We start from the raw sequence: 17,481 nt of genomic DNA, 5'->3' as shown, positions 1-17,481 counted from the left end.
AGCCTACGAGTGATGCCGCACCCCCGACACGGCGGCATCCCTCGCGCCCTTGCGGCTCAACATCAGCGTGACGACCGCCGACACCGCGAGCGTGCCCGCCACCACGTAGAGCCCCGCCGCATACCCGCCCGTCACGTGCTTCAACCAGCCGATCGCGAACGGCCCGACGAACCCGCCGAGATTGCCGATCGAGTTGATCATCGCGATGCCCGCCGCCGCGCCGGCGCCGGACAGGAACGCGCTCGGCATCGCCCACAGCGGTGCCTTCGCGGCGCTGATCCCGATGTTGACGACGACCAGCGCGAGCACCGTCAGCAGCGCCGTGCTCGCCTGCCCCGCGAACACGAAGCCGATGCAGGCAAGCACGCACGGCGTCACGACGTGCCACGTGCGCTCGCCGGTGCGGTCCGAATGCCGCGCCCACGCGATCATCGCGACGACGGCGGCGATGCTCGGGATGCCGGTGAGCAAGCCCGTCTGCAGCGCGGTGAAGCCGAACTGCTTGACCATCAGCGGCGCCCACAGGCCGAGCGTGTACAGCCCCGCCGACGTGCCGAAGTAGATCAGCGCGAGCGCCAGCACGCGTGGGTCGCGCAGCGCCTGCCACGCGCCGGCCGTATGCCCGGCATGCGTGTGGCGCGCATCGGCTTCGGCTTTCAGCTTCGCGACCAGCCAGTCGCGCTCGTCCGCGCGCAGCCACGCCGCCTTCGACGGCGCATCGGTCAGGCACCTGAGCACGACGAAGCCGAGCACGACCGCCGGCAACGCTTCGACGATGTACAGCATCTGCCAGTCGGCGAGCCCGAACATCGGCGGCATCTGCATGATCGCGCCCGACAGCGGCGAACCGATCGCGGTCGAGATCGGCGCGGCCGCCATGAACCACGCGGCGGCCACCGCGCGCTGCTTCGCGGGAAACCACAGGCTCAGGTACAGGATGATGCCGGGGAAGAACCCGGCTTCGGCCATGCCGAGCAGGAAGCGCAGCACGTAGAAGCTCGTCGGCCCGGCCGCGAATGCGGACACGGCCGACACGATCCCCCACGTGATCATCACGCGCGCGATCCAGATGCGCGCGCCGACGCGATGAAGAATCAGGTTGGACGGCACCTCGAACAGGAAGTAGCCGATGAAGAACAGGCCGCCGCCGAACCCGAACGCGGTCGGCGACAGGCCGATTGCCTTGTTCATCGTCATCGCTGCGAAGCCGACGTTGACGCGATCGAGAAAGCTGACGAAGTAAAGCAGCATCACGAACGGAATGATGCGCCACATCAGTTTCCGCGCGACGCGGGTTTCCAGATCCGCTTGCATGTGTCTCCTCCTTCGAGGTCGAGCCGTCGAGTCGTACTCGGTGTTTGAATGCTCGCCGGCGTCGCGACGAAGCGCGTGGGCCGACGCCCGGCTCGCGTCGGACGCGCGAGTCGCGGGGCAGGAACATCCGGGGACGATGAACAGGCGACGAACGGTAACCGGTTGCGCCCGCGCGCCGCCGCCAGCCGCCAGCCACCGGTCGCGAGCCGCTATGTCGCGGCCCGCCCACCCATCGCCGCGCTTGTCGTCAGGCGGCGACCGCCGCGTGCGCGACGCGCTCGCACACCGCCGCCGTCACCTGCGCGGTCGTCGCGCTGCCGCCGAGATCGCGCGTATGCAGCGACGGATCGGCCGTCACCGCCTCGATCGCCTGCATCACCCGTGCGGCGGCGGCCGTTTCGCCGAGGTGCTCGAGCAGCATCACGACCGACCAGAACGTGCCGACCGGATTCGCGAGCCCCTTGCCCATGATGTCGAACGCGGAGCCGTGGATCGGCTCGAACATCGACGGATAGCGGCGCTCGGGATCGATGTTGCCGGTCGGCGCGATGCCGAGGCTGCCGGCAAGCGCGGCCGCGAGATCGCTGAGGATGTCCGCGTGCAGGTTGGTCGCGACGATCGTGTCGAGCGACGCCGGCCGGTTGACCATGCGCGCGGTCGCCGCATCGACGAGCTCCTTGTCCCACGTCACGTCGGAAAATTCCTGCGCAATCTGCTTCGCGATCTCGTCCCACATCACCATCGCGTGGCGCTGCGCGTTGCTCTTCGTGATCACGGTCAGCAGCTTGCGCGGGCGCGACTGCGCGAGCCGGAACGCGAACCGCATGATGCGTTCGACGCCGGCACGCGTGAGGATCGACACGTCGGTCGCGGCCTCGATCGGATGGCCCTGGTGCACGCGGCCGCCGACGCCCGCATATTCGCCTTCCGAGTTCTCGCGGACGATCACCCAGTTCAGGTCGTCCGGCCCGCAGCGCTTCAGCGGCGCGTCGATGCCGGGCAGGATGCGCGTCGGGCGCACGTTCGCGTACTGGTCGAAGCCCTGGCAGATCTTCAGGCGCAGCCCCCACAGCGTCACGTGATCGGGCACGTCGGGGTCGCCCGCCGAACCGAACAGGATCGCGTCCTTGCCGCGCAAGGCGTCGAGGCCGTCGGCCGGCATCATCGCGCCGTGCCGGCGGTAGTAATCGGCGCCCCAGTCGAAATCCTCGAACTCGAACGCAAAGCGGTCGCTGCCGCGGGCCAGCGCTTCCAGCACTTGCTTGCCGGCAGGCACGACTTCCTTGCCGATCCCGTCGCCGGGAATCGTTGCGATACGGTAGGTCTTCATGCGCACATCCTCGATTGATCGTCAGCGTGAAGGCACTTTACCGAACCAGCAGTGTGGGAACCGGTGCTAGACTCAAAGCATCTTTAACTTGAATTCACGAATCTCGACATGGCGGATACCGTTCAGCCGGCCGATCTCGGCTTCTTCTCGACGCTGGCCGCGTCGGGCAGCCTGAGCGCGGCCGCGCGCGAACTCGGGCTGACCGCGGCGGCCGTCAGCAAGCGGCTCACGCAGATGGAGCGGCGCGCGGGCGTGACGCTCGTGAACCGCACGACGCGGCGGATGATGCTGACGCCGGAAGGCGACGTGTATCTCGACTATGCGCGCCGGATTCTCGACCAGATGGACGAGCTCGGCGAACTGCTCGGCAGCGCGAAGCAGCGCCCGAAGGGGCTGCTGCGTGTGAACGCGACGCTCGGCTTCGGGCGCAACCAGGTCGGCCCCGCGATCTCGCGCTTCGTCGCGCGCTATCCGGAGGTGTCGGTGCAACTGCAGTTGTCGGTCATGCCGCCGCCGCTCACCGACGACGCGTTCGACGTGTGCATCCGCTTCGGCGAGCCGCCCGATACGCGGGTCGTCGCGCGGCGGCTCGCGCCGAACCGCCGGCTGCTGTGCGCGGCGCCCGCGTATCTCGCGCGGCACGGCACACCGGCAACGCCGCACGACCTGACGCGCCACAATTGCATCGGCATCCGGCAGGGGGACGAAGGTTACGGAATCTGGCGCCTGACGAGCGGGCGCGGCGCATCACGCCACACGGAAGCCGTGCGGATCAACGGCAACCTGACGACGAACGACGGCGAGATCGCCGTGAAATGGGCGCTCGACGGGCACGGGATCCTGATGCGTGCGGAATGGGATCTGCGCGACTATCTAGCCGACGGCCGCCTGGTGGTCGTGCTGCCCGACCATGAGACGCCGAGCGCCGACATCTATGCGGTGTATGCGCAGCGCCACCAGATGTCCACGCGGATTCGCGCGTTCGTCGATTTTCTGGCGGACGAACTGGGGCAGTGATCGGGACGCACGAAACGACGTCCGTCGACTCAGGAGAGACCAACGTGCGGCTCGCTCAAAAGCGCCAGTATTTCAGCTATTTCGTCAAAAAATCGCCAGAATATTGACACTTCCATATGAACCGCCAGCGCCCGGCCGCCGCTGTCCGCTTCGCCACGGCCACCCGGCGGGATCATCGATCCGCTTCCGCCATCTCGTCGGTCAAGAGCGCGCACCCACGACGATTGCGAACCGCTGAGCGCGCCTGACTCGACACTTGCTGATCAAGCTGCGGCCATCTGGGCGTCCACCTGATCAACCCTGTCCGCGACGCCCGCCGTCGGCCGCCACACCCGGGCGGTGATCATGCCCGCATGGCCGCTCACCGCCGCCTCGAAACGCTCGGCGACCCAGTCGACAAACGCGCGCACGCCGGGCGACACATGCGGCCGCTTCACATACATGGCCGACACCGAAACCGCATCGGGCCGCCAGCGCGGCAACACTTCCCGCAACCGCCCCGCATCGATCAGCGGCTGCGCGGCGACGCGCGGCGGCTGGATCAGCCCGAGGCCGTGCACGCCGCACGCCAGATACGCAGGCTCGTCGTCCACGCTGACGATTCCGTCCATCCGCACCTTGCGCACCGCCCTATCGACGAGGAAATCGAGTTCGGCCGTGCGCTGGCCCTGAACGGACGACAGGCCAACCGCGCGATGCATGGCCAGATCGTCGAGCGTGCGCGGCACGCCGTGGCGATCGAGATACGCGGGGCTCGCGCAGGTCACCCGCTCGAGCATGCCGAGCCGGCGCGCGACGAGCGACGAATCGGGCAGTTCGCCGAGCCGGACACTGCAGTCGATCGCATCGCCGACGCGATCGGCCGCGCGCCCGGAGACACCCAGCGTCAGCACCAGATCAGGATGCCGCACATGAAACTCACCGAGCGCCGGCAGCACGATCGCGTCCGCGACCGCCGCCGGCAGCTCGACGCGTAACGGCCCGCTCGGACGCAGCGCCGCGCCGCGAATGCTGGCTTCGAGTTCGTCGACGTCGGCCGTGATGCGCACGCAGCGCCGGTAATACGCGTCGCCTTCGGGCGTCGCCCGCAGCGCACGCGTCGTACGCACCAGCAACGGCATGCCGAGCGCCGTTTCGAGCTCCTGCACGGTCCGCGTCGCGGTGGCGCGCGAAATGCCGAGCGCCTGCGCCGCACGCGTAAAGCTGTTCATTTCGACGATGCGCGTGAAGATGCGCATCGCGCGGATCGGATTGTCCACCGGACACCCCTGCATGTTGGCCGCATGCCGCGGCGCGCTGGCGCGCCGTGCATGCGTATCGAGGAACGCCGCGCCGCCGGCGCGGCAGCGTGGCTTCAGCCGTTCGCCGCCGCGGCGCCGCGCGCCGGTTCGTCGAGCAGTTGCTGCGCCAGCGCGAGCGCGTCGTCGCGGGTGGCAGCCGCGTTCAGCGGATAGCCCCATACCTTCTCGAACGCACCCGAGAATGCGTTGAGCGCCACACGTCGCGCCGCGTCGGGCTCGATCGCGATCATCGCGGGAATCCATTCGCGCGACTGCGCGCGGTTGGCCTTGCTCCACTTCGCGAGCTGCTTGCGCAACTCGTGATCGTCCCCGCCGCGATCGTCGCCGGACGGCGCATCGTCGGTGAGCAGAACGAACGGTTCGCGACGCGCCAGCAACGCGTCGAGCTCGGCGATCAGGCGGACGGGATCGGTGTGCGTCGAACCGGTGTAACGCAACCAGACAAACGGGAATTCAGTCGTGACGATTTGCATGTCGGCCTCCAGATGAGAACGATTCTCATTTTATGGATCGAGGCCTGTGGCGTCATTTATCGTCCCGGCCAACCGCTTGCTCAATCCGGCCAATCGCGCAGGCACGAAGGCACGGCCTTCATCGCTCAGCGTTGCCGGTCGGTCAGGAATTGCGTCGGCGACTTGCCGGTCGCCTTGCGGAACATCGTCACGAAGCTGCTCGCGCTCTCGTAGCCGAGATCGATCGCGATCTGGTGCACGCGGCGGCCGGCCGTCAGCATCCGCAGCGACAGCGCGACGTGCAGCCGCCGGCGCCAGTCGCCGAGGCTCATCCCGAGCTCTTTCGCCGCGAGCCGCGTCAGGCTGCGCTCGCTGATGCCCACGCGTCGCGCGAGTTCGGGCAGCGGCGACTTGTCGGCAGGGTCGTCGAGCAGATGGTCGATCAGCTTGCGCAGCCGCCGGTCGACCGGCATCGGCAGGTACAGATCCTCGACCGGTGCCGCGACGAGTTCGTCGAGCAGCGTCGCGATCAATCGCCCCTGCGGCCCGTCGACGTCGTACAGGTTCGGGAAGCTCGCCGCCTTCAGCAGCAGTTCGCGCAGCAGCGGCGACACCGACAGCGTGCAGCAGCGCACCGGCAGGTCGAGCGCGGCATCGGGTTCGACCAGCACCGCGTAGAACGTCGCGCCGGCCGAGCCGCGCGCCGAGTGCGGGACGTCGCCGGGAATCCACACCATGCATTGCGGCGGCGCGCTCCACACGCCGCCGTCGACCTCGCAGTAGATGACGCCGCTCAGCGTATAGAGCAGTTGCGCCTGCGGATGGCTGTGCCGCTCCAGTCGCCATTCGGGCTCGACGACCGAGCCGCCGAACACGACGAGCGGACGCGGCACGTGGAAGACTTCGTCATCCGCTGCGGGATCGGTGGTCGGTGGAAGCTCGCGCATGAAACGATGGACGATGGAGGAAGCCGGACGCGCTGCCCGCGCGTCCTTTCGTGCTTATACCAGAAAGGGGCCGGTGGGGCCGTGCGGGTGCCGGGGCTGCGTCTGCAGTCGGGCGGCGAAACGAATACAATGCCCCGATCCCCCGTCGCTGCGCCCACCTGCCGGAGCCGCCATGTTCGACCTGACCACGCTGACCACCTTCACGGCCGTCGTCCTGGGCCTGTTCCTGATTCCCGGCCCCGCCGTGCTGCTCGTGCTGAGCCGCACCGTGCAGGGTGGCCGCAGGACCGGCATCCTGACCGGCCTCGGCGTCGCCAGCGGCGATTTCGTGCATACGCTGTTCGCGGCCGTCGGCCTGTCGGCGCTGCTGATGACGTCGGCGCTCGCGTTCAACGTCGTGAAGGTGGTCGGCGCCGCGTACCTGATCTACCTCGGCGTGCGCGCGCTGATCGAGAAGCCGTCCGATCCGTCGCTGCCGAGCGTGTCGCCGGTCACGCCGCTCAAGGCGTACCTGCAGGCGATTCCCGCCGAAGTGCTGAATCCGAAGACCGCGCTGTTCTTCCTCGCGTTCATGCCGCAGTTCGTGCATCCGGAACGCGGCTCGACGTTCGTGCAGTTCGCGGTGCTCGGGCTGATCTTCGTCGTGCTCAGCTCGCTCTACACGACGCTGATCGCGTGCTCGATCCGCCCGCTCGGCCGCATCGTGAAGCGGCTCACGTGGCTCACGCGCTGGCAGGGGAAGATCATCGGCTCGATCTTCATCGCGCTCGGGCTGCGCGTGGCGGTGCAGCAGCGCTGACATGCGCGACCGCATGACGTCTGCCGCCGCGCCCGCCGGCGAAACCCTCTACACCGACCCGCGCCTCGTCGCGCTCTACGACCTGTTCAACGCGGGCGACCAGGATTTCGCGTTCTACGCGTCCGTGATCGGTGCCGCGCGGCAACGCATTCTCGATCTCGGCTGCGGCACCGGCACGTTCGCGCGCCGGCTCGCGGCAGCCGGGCACGACGTCGTCGCGATCGATCCCGCGCCGGCGATGATCGAATACGCCCGACGCCAGCCCGGCGCCGCCACCGTGCGCTGGCTTGCATGCGGGCTCGACAGCTTGCCGCCCGATGCACCACCGTTCGATGCGGTCGTGATGACCGGGCATGCGTTCCAGTGCCTGCTGACCGACACCGAAATCGACGCGACGCTGCGCGCCGTGCGGAGCGTACTCGCCGACGGCGGCCGCTTCCTGTTCGACACGCGCAATCCGCGCATCCAGCCGTGGCTTGCATGGACGCCTGAGCATTCGGCACGCAGCGTCGAGTCGCGCGAGGCAGGCATCGTCGATCTTCATCATGCGGTGCGCTCGGTGGACGGTGCGACCGTGACGTTCGACACGCACTACCGCTTCCGCCGCGACGGCACGGTGCTGACGAACACGAGCCGGCTGCGTTTCACCGCGCAGCCCGACCTGCTGGCACGCGTGATCGCAGCCGGATTCTCGTCGGCCGACTGGTACGGCGACTGGCAGCACGCGCCGTTCGACGAAGCGACCAGCGCGGAGATCATCGCGATCTGCCGCGCCTGAGTGCTTGCGCGCGCCGCTACCGCGTCAGCCCGCCACGGGCAGCGTGTCCACCGCATACGCATGCCGCAATGTGCGCCCCAGCACCGGATCTTCCAGCTCGATCTCGAACCGCTCGGCCGGCCGGATGCCGCCGATCGCCGCACGCGTGCCGCACAACATCGCGGTGCCGTCGACGAAGCGGCCGTCGTGGCGTGCGAACTGCGCGAGCAGGTCGTCCGGCGCACGCATTCGCGCGCGGGCTCGCGGATGTGGCGGCTGCGCAGCCGGAGTGGGCATTCCTGGCGCCGTTTCACGAGGCAGCGGCGGTGTAACCCCTCCCGATCGCTGGCCGCGTGCCGGGCACTCCGGCTGCACGCGGCGCCCGCGCCGCCGGACGCGTCATGCCCCGTCGAGCGCCTGCCGCACCCCGTCCCAATCCAGCCCGAATCGCGCGAGATACTTGCGCAGCCGGTCCGCATCGTTCGGCTGCTTCTTGCTCTGCCGCGACACCGCGAACAGCGTGCGCCCGGCTTCCGACAAGCTTGCCGACACACGGCACACGTCGAGCACGCGTTCGAGCTGCGCACGGTCGAACAGGTCGAGTTCCGCCGCACGCGCACCGAACACCGCGTCGACACATGCATCGGCAGCACCCGCAGCGCCCCGCGACGACCACGTGAGCGTCAGCCGTTCGACTTCCTGCTCGGCGAGCGCTTCGGTAATCCGTCCCGCATCGGCCAGCGTCGCCATCCGCGTGACCGACGCGGACAACTCGCGGAAGTTGCCGGCCCACGCCGCGCGTGGCGACGAAGCGAACGCGAGATAACGCCGCTTCGCCTCGACGTTGAACCGCACCTGCTCGCCCTGCTCGCGGCCGAAGCGGTCGAGTTCGAATTCGAGGTTCGGCTCGATGTCCTCGCGCCGCTCGGCCAGCCCCGGCAGTTCGTATGTCCACAGGTTGATCCGCGCGTAGAGATCCTCGCGGAACGTGCCGGCCGCCACCATCTGCCGCAGGTCGCGGTGCGTGCCCGCGATCAGCTCGAAATCGCTGGTCGCCTCGACGTCCGCACCGACCGGCAGGAACCGCTTCTCCTCGATCGCCTTCAGTAGCATCGCCTGTTCGTCGAGCCCGAGTTCGCCGATCTCGTCGAGAAACAGCAGGCCGCCGTCCGCCGCGCGCAGCAGCCCGGCCCGCGCCGACTGCGCGCCCGTGAACGCGCCCTTCACGTGACCGAACAGCGTCGACATCGCCGCGTCGCCGCGCAGCGTCGCGCAGTTGATCTCGATGAACGGGCCCGCGAGCCGATGACGGCCGCGCTTCAGCTCGTACACGCGCTTCGCGAGAAACGACTTGCCGGCACCCGTCGGCCCGACCAGCAGCATCGGCGCGCGCGACCGCACGGCCACGCGCTCCAGTTGCTCGATCAGCGCGTTGAAGCGCGCGTTGCGCGTCGCAATGCCGGCCTTCAGGAACGACACCGTTTCGTCGCGCTCGCGCGTGAAGCGCTGCGCGATGCGGTTGTAACGCGACAGGTCGAGATCGATCACCGACATCGTGCCGGGCCCGCTCGGTCCTTCGTCGGTCTTTTGCGGCGGCGCCGTCTGCGCGAGACGCGCGGGCAGGTAGCGCGCCTCCGCCAGCAGGAACCAGCAGATCTGCGCGACGTGCGTGCCGGTCGTGATGTGGATCAGGTAGTCCTCGCGGTCGAGATCGAACGGGTAGGCGCGCGCGAAATCGTGCAGCGTGGCGTAGACCTCCTCGAAATCCCACGGATCGCAAATCTCCATCGGGATCAGCCGCACGTCGGTGTGCGGCGACACGCGTTCGAGATCCTGCTTCACGCGGTCCGCGAGCCGCGCGTAGTTTGGCGCGTGCAGCAGTTCGAGCCGGTCGATCGGCGTGTCGCGCTGCTCGCACAGCGAAATCGTCGGCCGCCAGTTGCGCCAGCGGCGCTGCGAGCCGCCGCCCTGGTCGAGCACGGTACCGAGAAAACCGATCGCAACAGTCTTTCGCATGTTTATCTCATGGGATAAGAAGCGATCCGATTGTATCGAATATTCCGGATCGAGCCACCATCGGATATTCAGGCCTCACCTGCCGACAAAAGCAATTTCTCCTTTTACTTCAATAGCTTGAGATTTTTATCGAGCACCAAGTCACCCGCTGGCACGCTCCTCGCTAAAGATAAAGCGCCGGATGTCCCGCTGGCCCACGAGTCAGGGTTCACCAAGCCCTGCTGGTGCGCCGCCGCCGAACCTGGTTCGTCGCGGCAGCGCATGTCGCCATGGGCAGACGAAGGCAAACGGGCGCGCAAGGTGCTGCGCCCGGGTTCGAATCCCGGGGCGCCCTCTGTTCGGAAGCTCATAGGTAGAGCAGCCGGCGCAAGCCGGTGTGTAGCGGGTTCGAATCCCGCTCGAACACTGTCCGCAAGGACAGTCTCTTGATGGAAGCAGTACCCGCCGGTGCGGGCCGCAAGGCCCGCCGTGCGTCGGACCGGTTGCGGTTCCGCGCGATCGGCCGGACGGCCGCACGGCCCGCGCGAACGCGCACGACGACGCGATGCAGGATGCGTCGCCGTGCACGTCGACGCCGGGCCAGCGCGCCGCCCGCCCGGTTGCGTCGCCCCGCGATCCGCACGATGCGTGTTACCCGGCGGTCAATGAAGAAAAGGACAAGAATATGTGGATGCGACATGTTGTGAAAAAGAACGAACGCGCGCTGCTGATGAACGAGGGCGATTTCGTGAAGGTGCTGGAACCGGGCGTGCTCAAGGCCTTCGATCCGTTCAAGCGCCTGTCGGTGCAGACCGCGCGTCTCGACGCGCCGCTCGCCGACGCGGCCCTGGCCGATTACCTGCGTCACGACGCGCCGGACGTGCTCGCGCAGCACTTCGTCGCGATGGATCTCGCCGACGATGAAGCGGGCCTGCGCTACGAAGACGACGTGCTCGTCGAGATCCTGGCGCCGGGCACGCGCCGGCTGTACTGGCGCGGCCTGACCGCGCACCGTCTCGAGCGCGTCGATCTCGCGCAGGACAGCCTGCTGCCGGCCGCGCTCGTGAAGCGCATCGCGCAACCGGCGCTGCGTGCGCGCGGCGTGGCGGGCCTGACGGGCGTGCTGCTGGCGCAGGTGCCGGCGTACCACGTCGGCGTGCTGAAGATCGACGGCAAGATCGAGCGGTTGCTGGACGCGGGCGTCGCGGCGTTCTGGCGCTTCAACCGCGACGTCGCGGTCGAGCTGGTCGACCTGCGTTTGCAGGCGATCGAAGTCGGCGGACAGGAAATCCTGACGCGCGACAAGGTCGCGCTGCGGCTGAACCTGTCGGCGACGTGGTGCTATGCGGACGTGCTGCATGCGTTCGGCCAGCTGCAGAAGCCGGTCGAGCACCTGTATCGCGAGCTGCAGTTCGCGCTGCGATCGGCCGTCGGCACGCGCTCGCTCGACGAGCTGCTGGAAGACAAGCAGTCGATCGACGACGTCGTGATCGCGCAGGTGCGTGCCCGCCTCGGCCAATCGGGTGTGGACGTGCGCAGCGTCGGCGTGAAGGATATCGTGCTGCCGGGCGACATGAAGACGATCCTCGCGCAGGTGGTCGAGGCGGAGAAATCCGCACAGGCGAACGTGATTCGCCGCCGCGAGGAAACGGCGGCCACGCGCTCGCTGTTGAACACCGCGAAGGTGATGGAAGAAAACCCGACCGCGCTGCGGCTCAAGGAGCTGGAAACGCTCGAGCGCGTCGCGGAACGGATCGACCGCATCTCGGTGTTCGGCGGTCTCGACCAGGTGCTGAACGGACTCGTCAGCATCAAGGGCGCGTCATGAACGATTAGGCACGGCGCACGCGCGCCGTGTCTCATGAACGAAGTAGCAAGGTGATGAACATGAGTGAAATGGATTACCAGGTGATGGAACTGGCGCACGGCAAGCCGGTGAAGATGTGGACGCAAGGCGTGGCCGTGGAAGACGAAGCGCGCGCGCAACTGCGCAACACCGCGCAGATGCCGTTCATCTTCAGGCACGTCGCGGTGATGCCGGACGTCCACCTCGGCAAGGGCTCGACGATCGGCAGCGTGATTCCGACGAAGGGCGCGATCATTCCGGCCGCGGTCGGCGTCGACATCGGCTGCGGGATGATGGCCGCGCGCACGACGCTGACGGCGTCCGACCTGCCGGATTCGCTGGCAGGCCTGCGCAGCGCGATCGAACGCGCGGTGCCGCACGGCCGCGCGCCGGGCCGCCGCGATCCGGGCGCGTGGGGCGACCGCACGCCGGCCGCCGTGACCGAATCGTGGAAGGCGCTGCAACCGGGCTTCCAGCGGATCGTCGACAAGTATCCGAAGCTGGAAAAGACGAACCACTACGCGCATCTCGGCACGCTCGGCACCGGCAATCACTTCATCGAAGTGTGCGTCGACGAAGCGGACCACGTGTGGTTCATGCTGCACAGCGGCTCGCGCGGCGTCGGCAATGCGATCGGCAGCCTGTTCATCGAGCTCGCGCAGGCCGACATGCGGCAGCACATCGCGAACCTGCCGGATCGCAACCTCGCGTATTTCACCGAGGGCAGCCGCCACTTCGACGACTACGTCGAAGCGGTGGGCTGGGCGCAGGACTACGCGCGCCGCAACCGGCAGGCGATGATGGATGCGGTGATCGGGGCAGCACGCGGCGTGATCGCCAAGCCGTTCTCGGTCGACGAACACGCGGTGAACTGCCACCACAACTACGTGCAGCGCGAACGCCACTTCGGCGAAGACGTGCTCGTGACGCGCAAGGGTGCGGTGTCCGCGCAGAAGGGGCAGCTCGGGATCATCCCGGGCTCGATGGGTGCGAAGAGCTTCATCGTGCGCGGGCTCGGCAACCCGGACAGCTTCTGCTCGTGCAGCCACGGCGCGGGCCGGACGATGAGCCGTACCGAAGCGAAGCGCCGCTTCACCGTCGACGACCAGGTGAAGGCGACCCAGGGCGTCGAATGCCGGAAGGACGCGGGCGTCGTCGACGAAATCCCGATGGCCTACAAGGACATCGACGCGGTGATGGCGGCCCAGCGCAGCCTCGTCGAAGTGGTGCATACGCTGCGCCAGGTGGTGTGCGTGAAGGGATAGCGCGGTGCGCGGCTGCGCACGATGAAAAACGAACGGCGCGGTGCCTGCGGGCGTCGCGCCGTTTTTGCATGTGCATGCGTCCGTCCCATACCGGCCAGCAACGGTCGCGCCCGCACACTACGCGCCGCCGTCACGGTTGCAGCCCATTGCGGCGGTATACTCGATGCCGTTCGGTAACGCGCGCCGCCGCATGCGCCGCAGCCTTCGACCTGCCTCGTTTGCTGACGATGCGCTTGCAGTCCGACGTCTTCCGCCCGCCCATCCACCGTCGATACGAACCGTCATGTCGCACCGCCTTTCGCTCGCCATCGCCGCCCTCCTCGCCGTTTCCCCGATCGTTGCCCAGGCTCGCCCGCTCGCGCGACCGCCGGTCGAGCGCGATTTCAAGAACTGGTCGGTCGTCTGCGACAACGGCAACCGCTGCATTGCCGAAAGCCACGCCGACGATATCGACGACGCACGCACCCGCCTCATCCTGCGCGTGACGCGCGATGCGGGCCCGGACGCACAAGCGTCGCTCGACCTCTACGCGTCGGCGCCGCTGGACCTGCGCAGCGCACGCATGGATGGCCGCCCGTTCGATGCCATGGCCGCCCAATGGCATGCATTCGGCGGCAAGCCGGACGATGACGAAGCGCACCCGTTCCGGGTCCGCACCAACGATCCGGCAACGGTTGCCGCCTGGCTCACCGCGTCGCGCAATGCGCAACTGCTGAGCTTCGGCGATCCAGCATCGGCGCAAACCGCCCGCACGCCTTTGACGGGATTGAATGCCGCGCTGCTGTTGATCGACGACACGCAGGGCCGGGTCGGCACCGTCACCGCGCTGCTACGCCCGGGCACCCGGCCCGCGTCGTCGGTGCCGGCCGCGCCGGCACTGCCGCCCGCCGTCACGCCGGCACCGGCCGTCGCGGACCTGTCGGCCGCCGAGCAACGCCCGCTCGTCGACGCGGTGCTCGCGAAGTTCGGCGGCGACGTGAAGCAATGTGCGGCCGATGTCGAAGACGAAATGTCGGCGAACGATCGCAGGAAGGCATCGCGCGCCGTGGCGATTTCCGCCGACGAAGCGCTGGTCGCGATACCGTGCCAGACGAGCAGCATGTATAACCACACCGACCTGTGGTATCGCGTGCGACGGACGGCGCCCTACTCTCCGACGGCGATGAATTTCGGCGAGAACGCGAACGCGGGACTCGATTCGGCCTCCTTCGCGAACGAACTGACCGACGCCGGCTACGATCCCGCCAGCGCGACGCTGTCGAGCAAGGTGAGGCTGCGCAGTGCCGGCGACTGCGGATCGACCGCCTCGTGGATCTTCGACGGCCGGCGCTTCATGCTCGGCGATATCGCCACGCACGGTACTTGCAACGGCCTGTTCGACGATCAGTGGCCACGCTTGTATCGACGGGCCGATGCGGCAGCCAGCCCGCGCTGACGCACCACCTCACACACCGACGATCGAGATCGAGAACCCGTCCCAGCCCTTCTGCCCGACCGTCTGCACGGCCGTCGTCGTGAGATTCGGCGCGGCCACGAGACGCGCGAACCCGTCGCGTACGCCGACCACGTCGGGCTCGCGATTGTCCGGATCGGCCACGCGCCCGCCGCGCACGACGTTGTCGACGACGATCACCGTGCCGGGCCGCGACAGCTTCAGCGCCGCGTCGAGATAGACGGGGTTGTTGTCCTTGTCGGCATCGATGAAGATGAAATCGAACGGCGCTTCGCCCGTGTCGACGAGCCGCGCGAGGCTGTCCTTTGCACTGCCGACCACCACCGTCACGACTTCCGCCAACCCGGCACGCGCGATGTTCTGCGTCGCGACCTTCGCATGCGCGGGATTGAGTTCAAGCGTCACGAGCGTGCCGCCCGGCGGCAACGCGCGCGCGAGCCAGATCGTGCTGTAGCCGCCGAGCGTGCCGACCTCGAGGATCCGCCGAGCGCCGCGGATCGTCGCGAGCAGTTGCAGCAGCTTGCCCTGGTTCGGCGCGACGTTGATCGCGGGCAGCCCCGCTGCGTCGCTTGCCGCGAGCGCGGCGTCGAGCACGTCGTCGGACGGCACGAGCGTCGCGGAGAAATACGCATCCACCTGGTTCCAATGATCCTGATTCATCGAGCGCCCCTTGTTTGCGGAACAGGCATTTTATGCGCCGCACGGCCATAAGCAACACACCATTCGTTCTAAGGGCCGTGGCGATCGTGCTCCTATAATCGCTCGACCACCACAACAACAGACGGAGCACCCATGACCGATCAGGCCGCATCGAACTGGCGCCTCGAAACCATCGCCGTACACGGCGGTTATCGTCCCGACCCGACCACGCGCGCGGTCGCCGTGCCGATCTACCAGACCGTTGCGTACGCATTCGACGACACGCAGCACGGCGCCGACCTGTTCGACCTGAAGGTGCAGGGCAACATCTACACGCGGATCATGAACCCGACGACGGACGTGCTCGAGCAGCGGATCGCCGCGCTCGAGGGCGGCATCGGCGCGCTGGCGCTGGCTTCGGGGCAATCGGCCGTCACGTACGCGATCCAGACGATCGCCGAAGCCGGTGACAACATCGTGTCCGCGAGTTCGCTGTACGGCGGCACCTACAACCTGTTCGCGCATACGCTGCCGCAATACGGGATCACGACGCGCTTCGCCGATCCGCGCGACCCCGCGTCGTTCGAGCCGCTGATCGACGCGCGCACGAAGGCGATCTTCGCGGAATCGGTCGGCAACCCGCTCGGCAACGTCACCGACATCGCCGCGCTCGCGGAAGTCGCGCATCGCCACGGCATCCCGCTGATCGTCGACAACACGGTGCCGTCGCCGTATCTGCTGCGCCCGTTCGAGCACGGCGCGGACATCGTCGTGCATTCGCTGACGAAGTATCTCGGCGGGCACGGCACGAGCCTCGGCGGCGCGATCGTCGATTCGGGCAAGTTCCCGTGGGCCGAGCATGCGGACCGCTTCAAGCGGCTGAACGAGCCCGATGTCAGCTATCACGGTGTCGTCTACACGGAAGCGTTCGGGCCGGCCGCCTATATCGGCCGCGCACGCGTGGTGCCGCTGCGCAACATGGGCGCGGCCATTTCGCCGTTCAATGCGTTCCAGATTCTGCAAGGCATCGAAACGCTGGCGCTGCGCGTCGAGCGCATCAGCGACAACGCGCTGAAGATCGCGCAGCATCTCGCGCGCCACGAAAACGTCGAATGGGTGAACTACGCGGGCCTGCCCGATCACCCGGACCATCCGCTCGTCGCGCGCTACCTGTCGGGCCGCGCGCCGGGCATCCTGACGTTCGGCGTGAAAGGCGGCCGCGACGGAGGCGCGAAGTTCCAGGACGCGCTGAAGCTGTTCACGCGGCTCGTCAACATCGGCGACACGAAATCGCTCGCGACGCACCCGGCATCGACGACGCACCGGCAACTGTCGCCGGCCGAACTCGCGAAGGCCGGCGTGAAGGAAGAAACGGTGCGGCTATCGATCGGCATCGAGCATATCGACGACCTGCTCGCCGATCTCGACCAGGCGCTCGCGCAGCTTTGACCGCCACGGGCGCGCCGGTTTGCCGGTGCGCCCTGCCTCGAATGGGTTGACCTTGAAGCGGCTTCAAGGTGTTCAATCCCCGGTTGGTGCCGGGGCGATGCCCGGCGTGTACGAACCACCCGTACCCTGCAGCCGGATGGCCAGACGCCGAGCCCGCTGCGGTACGCCAACCGTCCGAGAGGCCTCATGACACCGACCGCGAAGCTTGCGCTGCTCACGTTGCCGCCCTTGCTCGCGGCCTGTTTCGGCGCCCTCGCGGCTGCCTGGCGCGCACCCGGCCCGAAAACATCGAGCGTCATCCAGCATTTCACCGGCGGCATCGTGTTCGCGGCCGCCGCGCTCGAACTGCTGCCGCAGGATCGCGCGCATGCGCTGTTTCCGGTCGTCGTCGGCTTCGTGCTCGGCATCGCGCTGATGCTCGCGATCCGTGCACTGTCGGGCGCGATCGAGACGCGCTTCGAGCAAGCGCGGCTGCCCGTGAGCCTGATCATCGTCACCGCGATCGACCTCGTCATCGACGGCCTCGTGCTCGGCATCGCGTTCTCGGCCAGCGACGAAAGCGGCATCATCCTGACCGTCGCATTGACGCTCGAGGTGCTGTTCCTCGCGCTGTCGGTCAGCGCGGCGCTCGCGGCCGCCGGCATCGGCCGCCTGCTGTCGATCGTCGTACCGGTCGGGCTCGCGGCACTGCTGAGCATCGCGGCCGTGGCCGGCAACGCGGCATTCGCCGGACTTCCGCCCAATATCTACGCGGCGCTGCTCGGGCTGGGCACCGTCGCGCTGCTGTACCTCGTCACCGAGGAATTGCTGGTCGAAGCGCACGAAGTACCCGAAACGCCGTTCGCGACGGCCGCGTTCTTCATTGGCTTCATCGTGTTCTTCCTGCTCGAAGGATCGGTGAAGGCCGGATAAGCCAC

General features: G+C 68.0%; 15 protein-coding genes, 1 tRNA gene and 1 pseudogene. 9 read left to right on the top strand and 8 right to left on the bottom strand.

Translation table 11 applies throughout. The features are described from left to right. Positions 1-3: 3 nt before the first annotated feature. Positions 4-1,314 (bottom strand): MFS transporter, encoded by a 1,311-nt coding sequence (locus CFB41_RS20720; protein ID WP_089443109.1) that lies wholly within the window; start codon positions 1,312-1,314, stop codon positions 4-6. Positions 1,315-1,561: 247 nt separating this feature from the next. Beyond that, the gene (locus CFB41_RS20715; RefSeq protein ID WP_089443110.1) at positions 1,562-2,644 is read right to left on the bottom strand and encodes a tartrate dehydrogenase; all 1,083 of its coding nucleotides are present in this window, start codon (positions 2,642-2,644) and stop codon (positions 1,562-1,564) included. A gap of 108 nt (positions 2,645-2,752) precedes the next feature. On the opposite strand from CFB41_RS20715, the gene CFB41_RS20710 reads away from it, so the two are divergent. Beyond that, positions 2,753-3,661, top strand: a complete 909-nt coding sequence (locus CFB41_RS20710) for a LysR substrate-binding domain-containing protein (RefSeq protein ID WP_089443111.1) — start codon at positions 2,753-2,755, stop codon at positions 3,659-3,661. A gap of 263 nt (positions 3,662-3,924) precedes the next feature. Here the strand turns inward: CFB41_RS20710 and CFB41_RS20705 are convergent, their stop codons facing one another. From CFB41_RS20705 to CFB41_RS20695, 3 genes are all read right to left on the bottom strand, one after another. Continuing rightward, the gene (locus CFB41_RS20705) at positions 3,925-4,920 is read right to left on the bottom strand and encodes a LysR family transcriptional regulator (protein WP_256941111.1); all 996 of its coding nucleotides are present in this window, start codon (positions 4,918-4,920) and stop codon (positions 3,925-3,927) included. Positions 4,921-5,015: 95 nt separating this feature from the next. Further along, complete coding sequence (locus CFB41_RS20700; RefSeq protein WP_089443112.1) at positions 5,016-5,435, bottom strand: ATP--cob(I)alamin adenosyltransferase; 420 nt, start codon at positions 5,433-5,435, stop codon at positions 5,016-5,018. Between the two features lie 125 nt (positions 5,436-5,560). Further along, positions 5,561-6,361 carry a helix-turn-helix domain-containing protein gene (locus CFB41_RS20695; RefSeq protein ID WP_089457724.1) on the bottom strand — a complete coding sequence of 267 codons (801 nt, stop codon included), beginning with the start codon at positions 6,359-6,361 and terminating at the stop codon, positions 5,561-5,563. 172 nt (positions 6,362-6,533) lie between these two features. Here CFB41_RS20695 and CFB41_RS20690 point away from each other — a divergent pair, with 172 nt between their 5' ends. Both CFB41_RS20690 and CFB41_RS20685 read left to right on the top strand, forming a co-directional pair. After that, complete coding sequence (locus tag CFB41_RS20690) at positions 6,534-7,160, top strand: LysE family translocator (protein WP_047851713.1); 627 nt, start codon at positions 6,534-6,536, stop codon at positions 7,158-7,160. A 13-nt stretch (positions 7,161-7,173) separates the two neighbouring features. Next, positions 7,174-7,938, top strand: coding sequence for a bifunctional 2-polyprenyl-6-hydroxyphenol methylase/3-demethylubiquinol 3-O-methyltransferase UbiG (locus CFB41_RS20685; RefSeq protein WP_089458939.1), 765 nt, complete (start codon positions 7,174-7,176; stop codon positions 7,936-7,938). Positions 7,939-7,962: 24 nt separating this feature from the next. Here the strand turns inward: CFB41_RS20685 and CFB41_RS20680 are convergent. Together CFB41_RS20680 and rtcR are read right to left on the bottom strand one after the other, a co-directional pair. Then, a pseudogene (locus CFB41_RS20680) lies at positions 7,963-8,166 on the bottom strand (DUF2848 family protein); the annotation flags it as partial. Positions 8,167-8,316: 150 nt separating this feature from the next. Beyond that, positions 8,317-9,933, bottom strand: coding sequence for an RNA repair transcriptional activator RtcR (gene rtcR / locus CFB41_RS20675; protein ID WP_089457723.1), 1,617 nt, complete (start codon positions 9,931-9,933; stop codon positions 8,317-8,319). A 335-nt stretch (positions 9,934-10,268) separates the two neighbouring features. On the opposite strand from rtcR, the gene CFB41_RS20670 reads away from it, so the two are divergent. From CFB41_RS20670 to CFB41_RS20655, 4 genes are all read left to right on the top strand, one after another. Next, positions 10,269-10,339 (top strand) — tRNA-Cys (locus tag CFB41_RS20670). Between the two features lie 258 nt (positions 10,340-10,597). Then, positions 10,598-11,740 carry a slipin family protein gene (locus CFB41_RS20665; RefSeq protein WP_089458938.1) on the top strand — a complete coding sequence of 381 codons (1,143 nt, stop codon included), beginning with the start codon at positions 10,598-10,600 and terminating at the stop codon, positions 11,738-11,740. A 59-nt stretch (positions 11,741-11,799) separates the two neighbouring features. Then, positions 11,800-13,023, top strand: coding sequence for an RtcB family protein (locus CFB41_RS20660; protein WP_089458937.1), 1,224 nt, complete (start codon positions 11,800-11,802; stop codon positions 13,021-13,023). A 283-nt stretch (positions 13,024-13,306) separates the two neighbouring features. Next, the gene (locus CFB41_RS20655; RefSeq protein WP_179250117.1) at positions 13,307-14,458 is read left to right on the top strand and encodes a DUF1176 domain-containing protein; all 1,152 of its coding nucleotides are present in this window, start codon (positions 13,307-13,309) and stop codon (positions 14,456-14,458) included. 9 nt (positions 14,459-14,467) lie between these two features. Here CFB41_RS20655 and CFB41_RS20650 read toward each other — a convergent pair whose 3' ends face one another. After that, positions 14,468-15,136, bottom strand: coding sequence for an O-methyltransferase (locus tag CFB41_RS20650; protein WP_089443118.1), 669 nt, complete (start codon positions 15,134-15,136; stop codon positions 14,468-14,470). 132 nt (positions 15,137-15,268) lie between these two features. On the opposite strand from CFB41_RS20650, the gene CFB41_RS20645 reads away from it, so the two are divergent. Next, positions 15,269-16,564: an O-acetylhomoserine aminocarboxypropyltransferase/cysteine synthase family protein gene (locus CFB41_RS20645; RefSeq protein WP_011356015.1), complete on the top strand. Its 1,296-nt coding sequence runs from the start codon at positions 15,269-15,271 to the stop codon at positions 16,562-16,564. A 186-nt stretch (positions 16,565-16,750) separates the two neighbouring features. Beyond that, positions 16,751-17,476: a ZIP family metal transporter gene (locus CFB41_RS20640; protein ID WP_089457721.1), complete on the top strand. Its 726-nt coding sequence runs from the start codon at positions 16,751-16,753 to the stop codon at positions 17,474-17,476. The last annotated feature ends 5 nt before the right edge of the window (positions 17,477-17,481 follow it).

The organism is Burkholderia sp. AU33803, assembly GCF_002223095.1.
Taxonomy (GTDB): domain Bacteria; phylum Pseudomonadota; class Gammaproteobacteria; order Burkholderiales; family Burkholderiaceae; genus Burkholderia.
The sequence above is the reverse complement of the archived record's forward strand: the minus strand, read 5'-3'. Positions and strand labels throughout refer to the sequence as shown.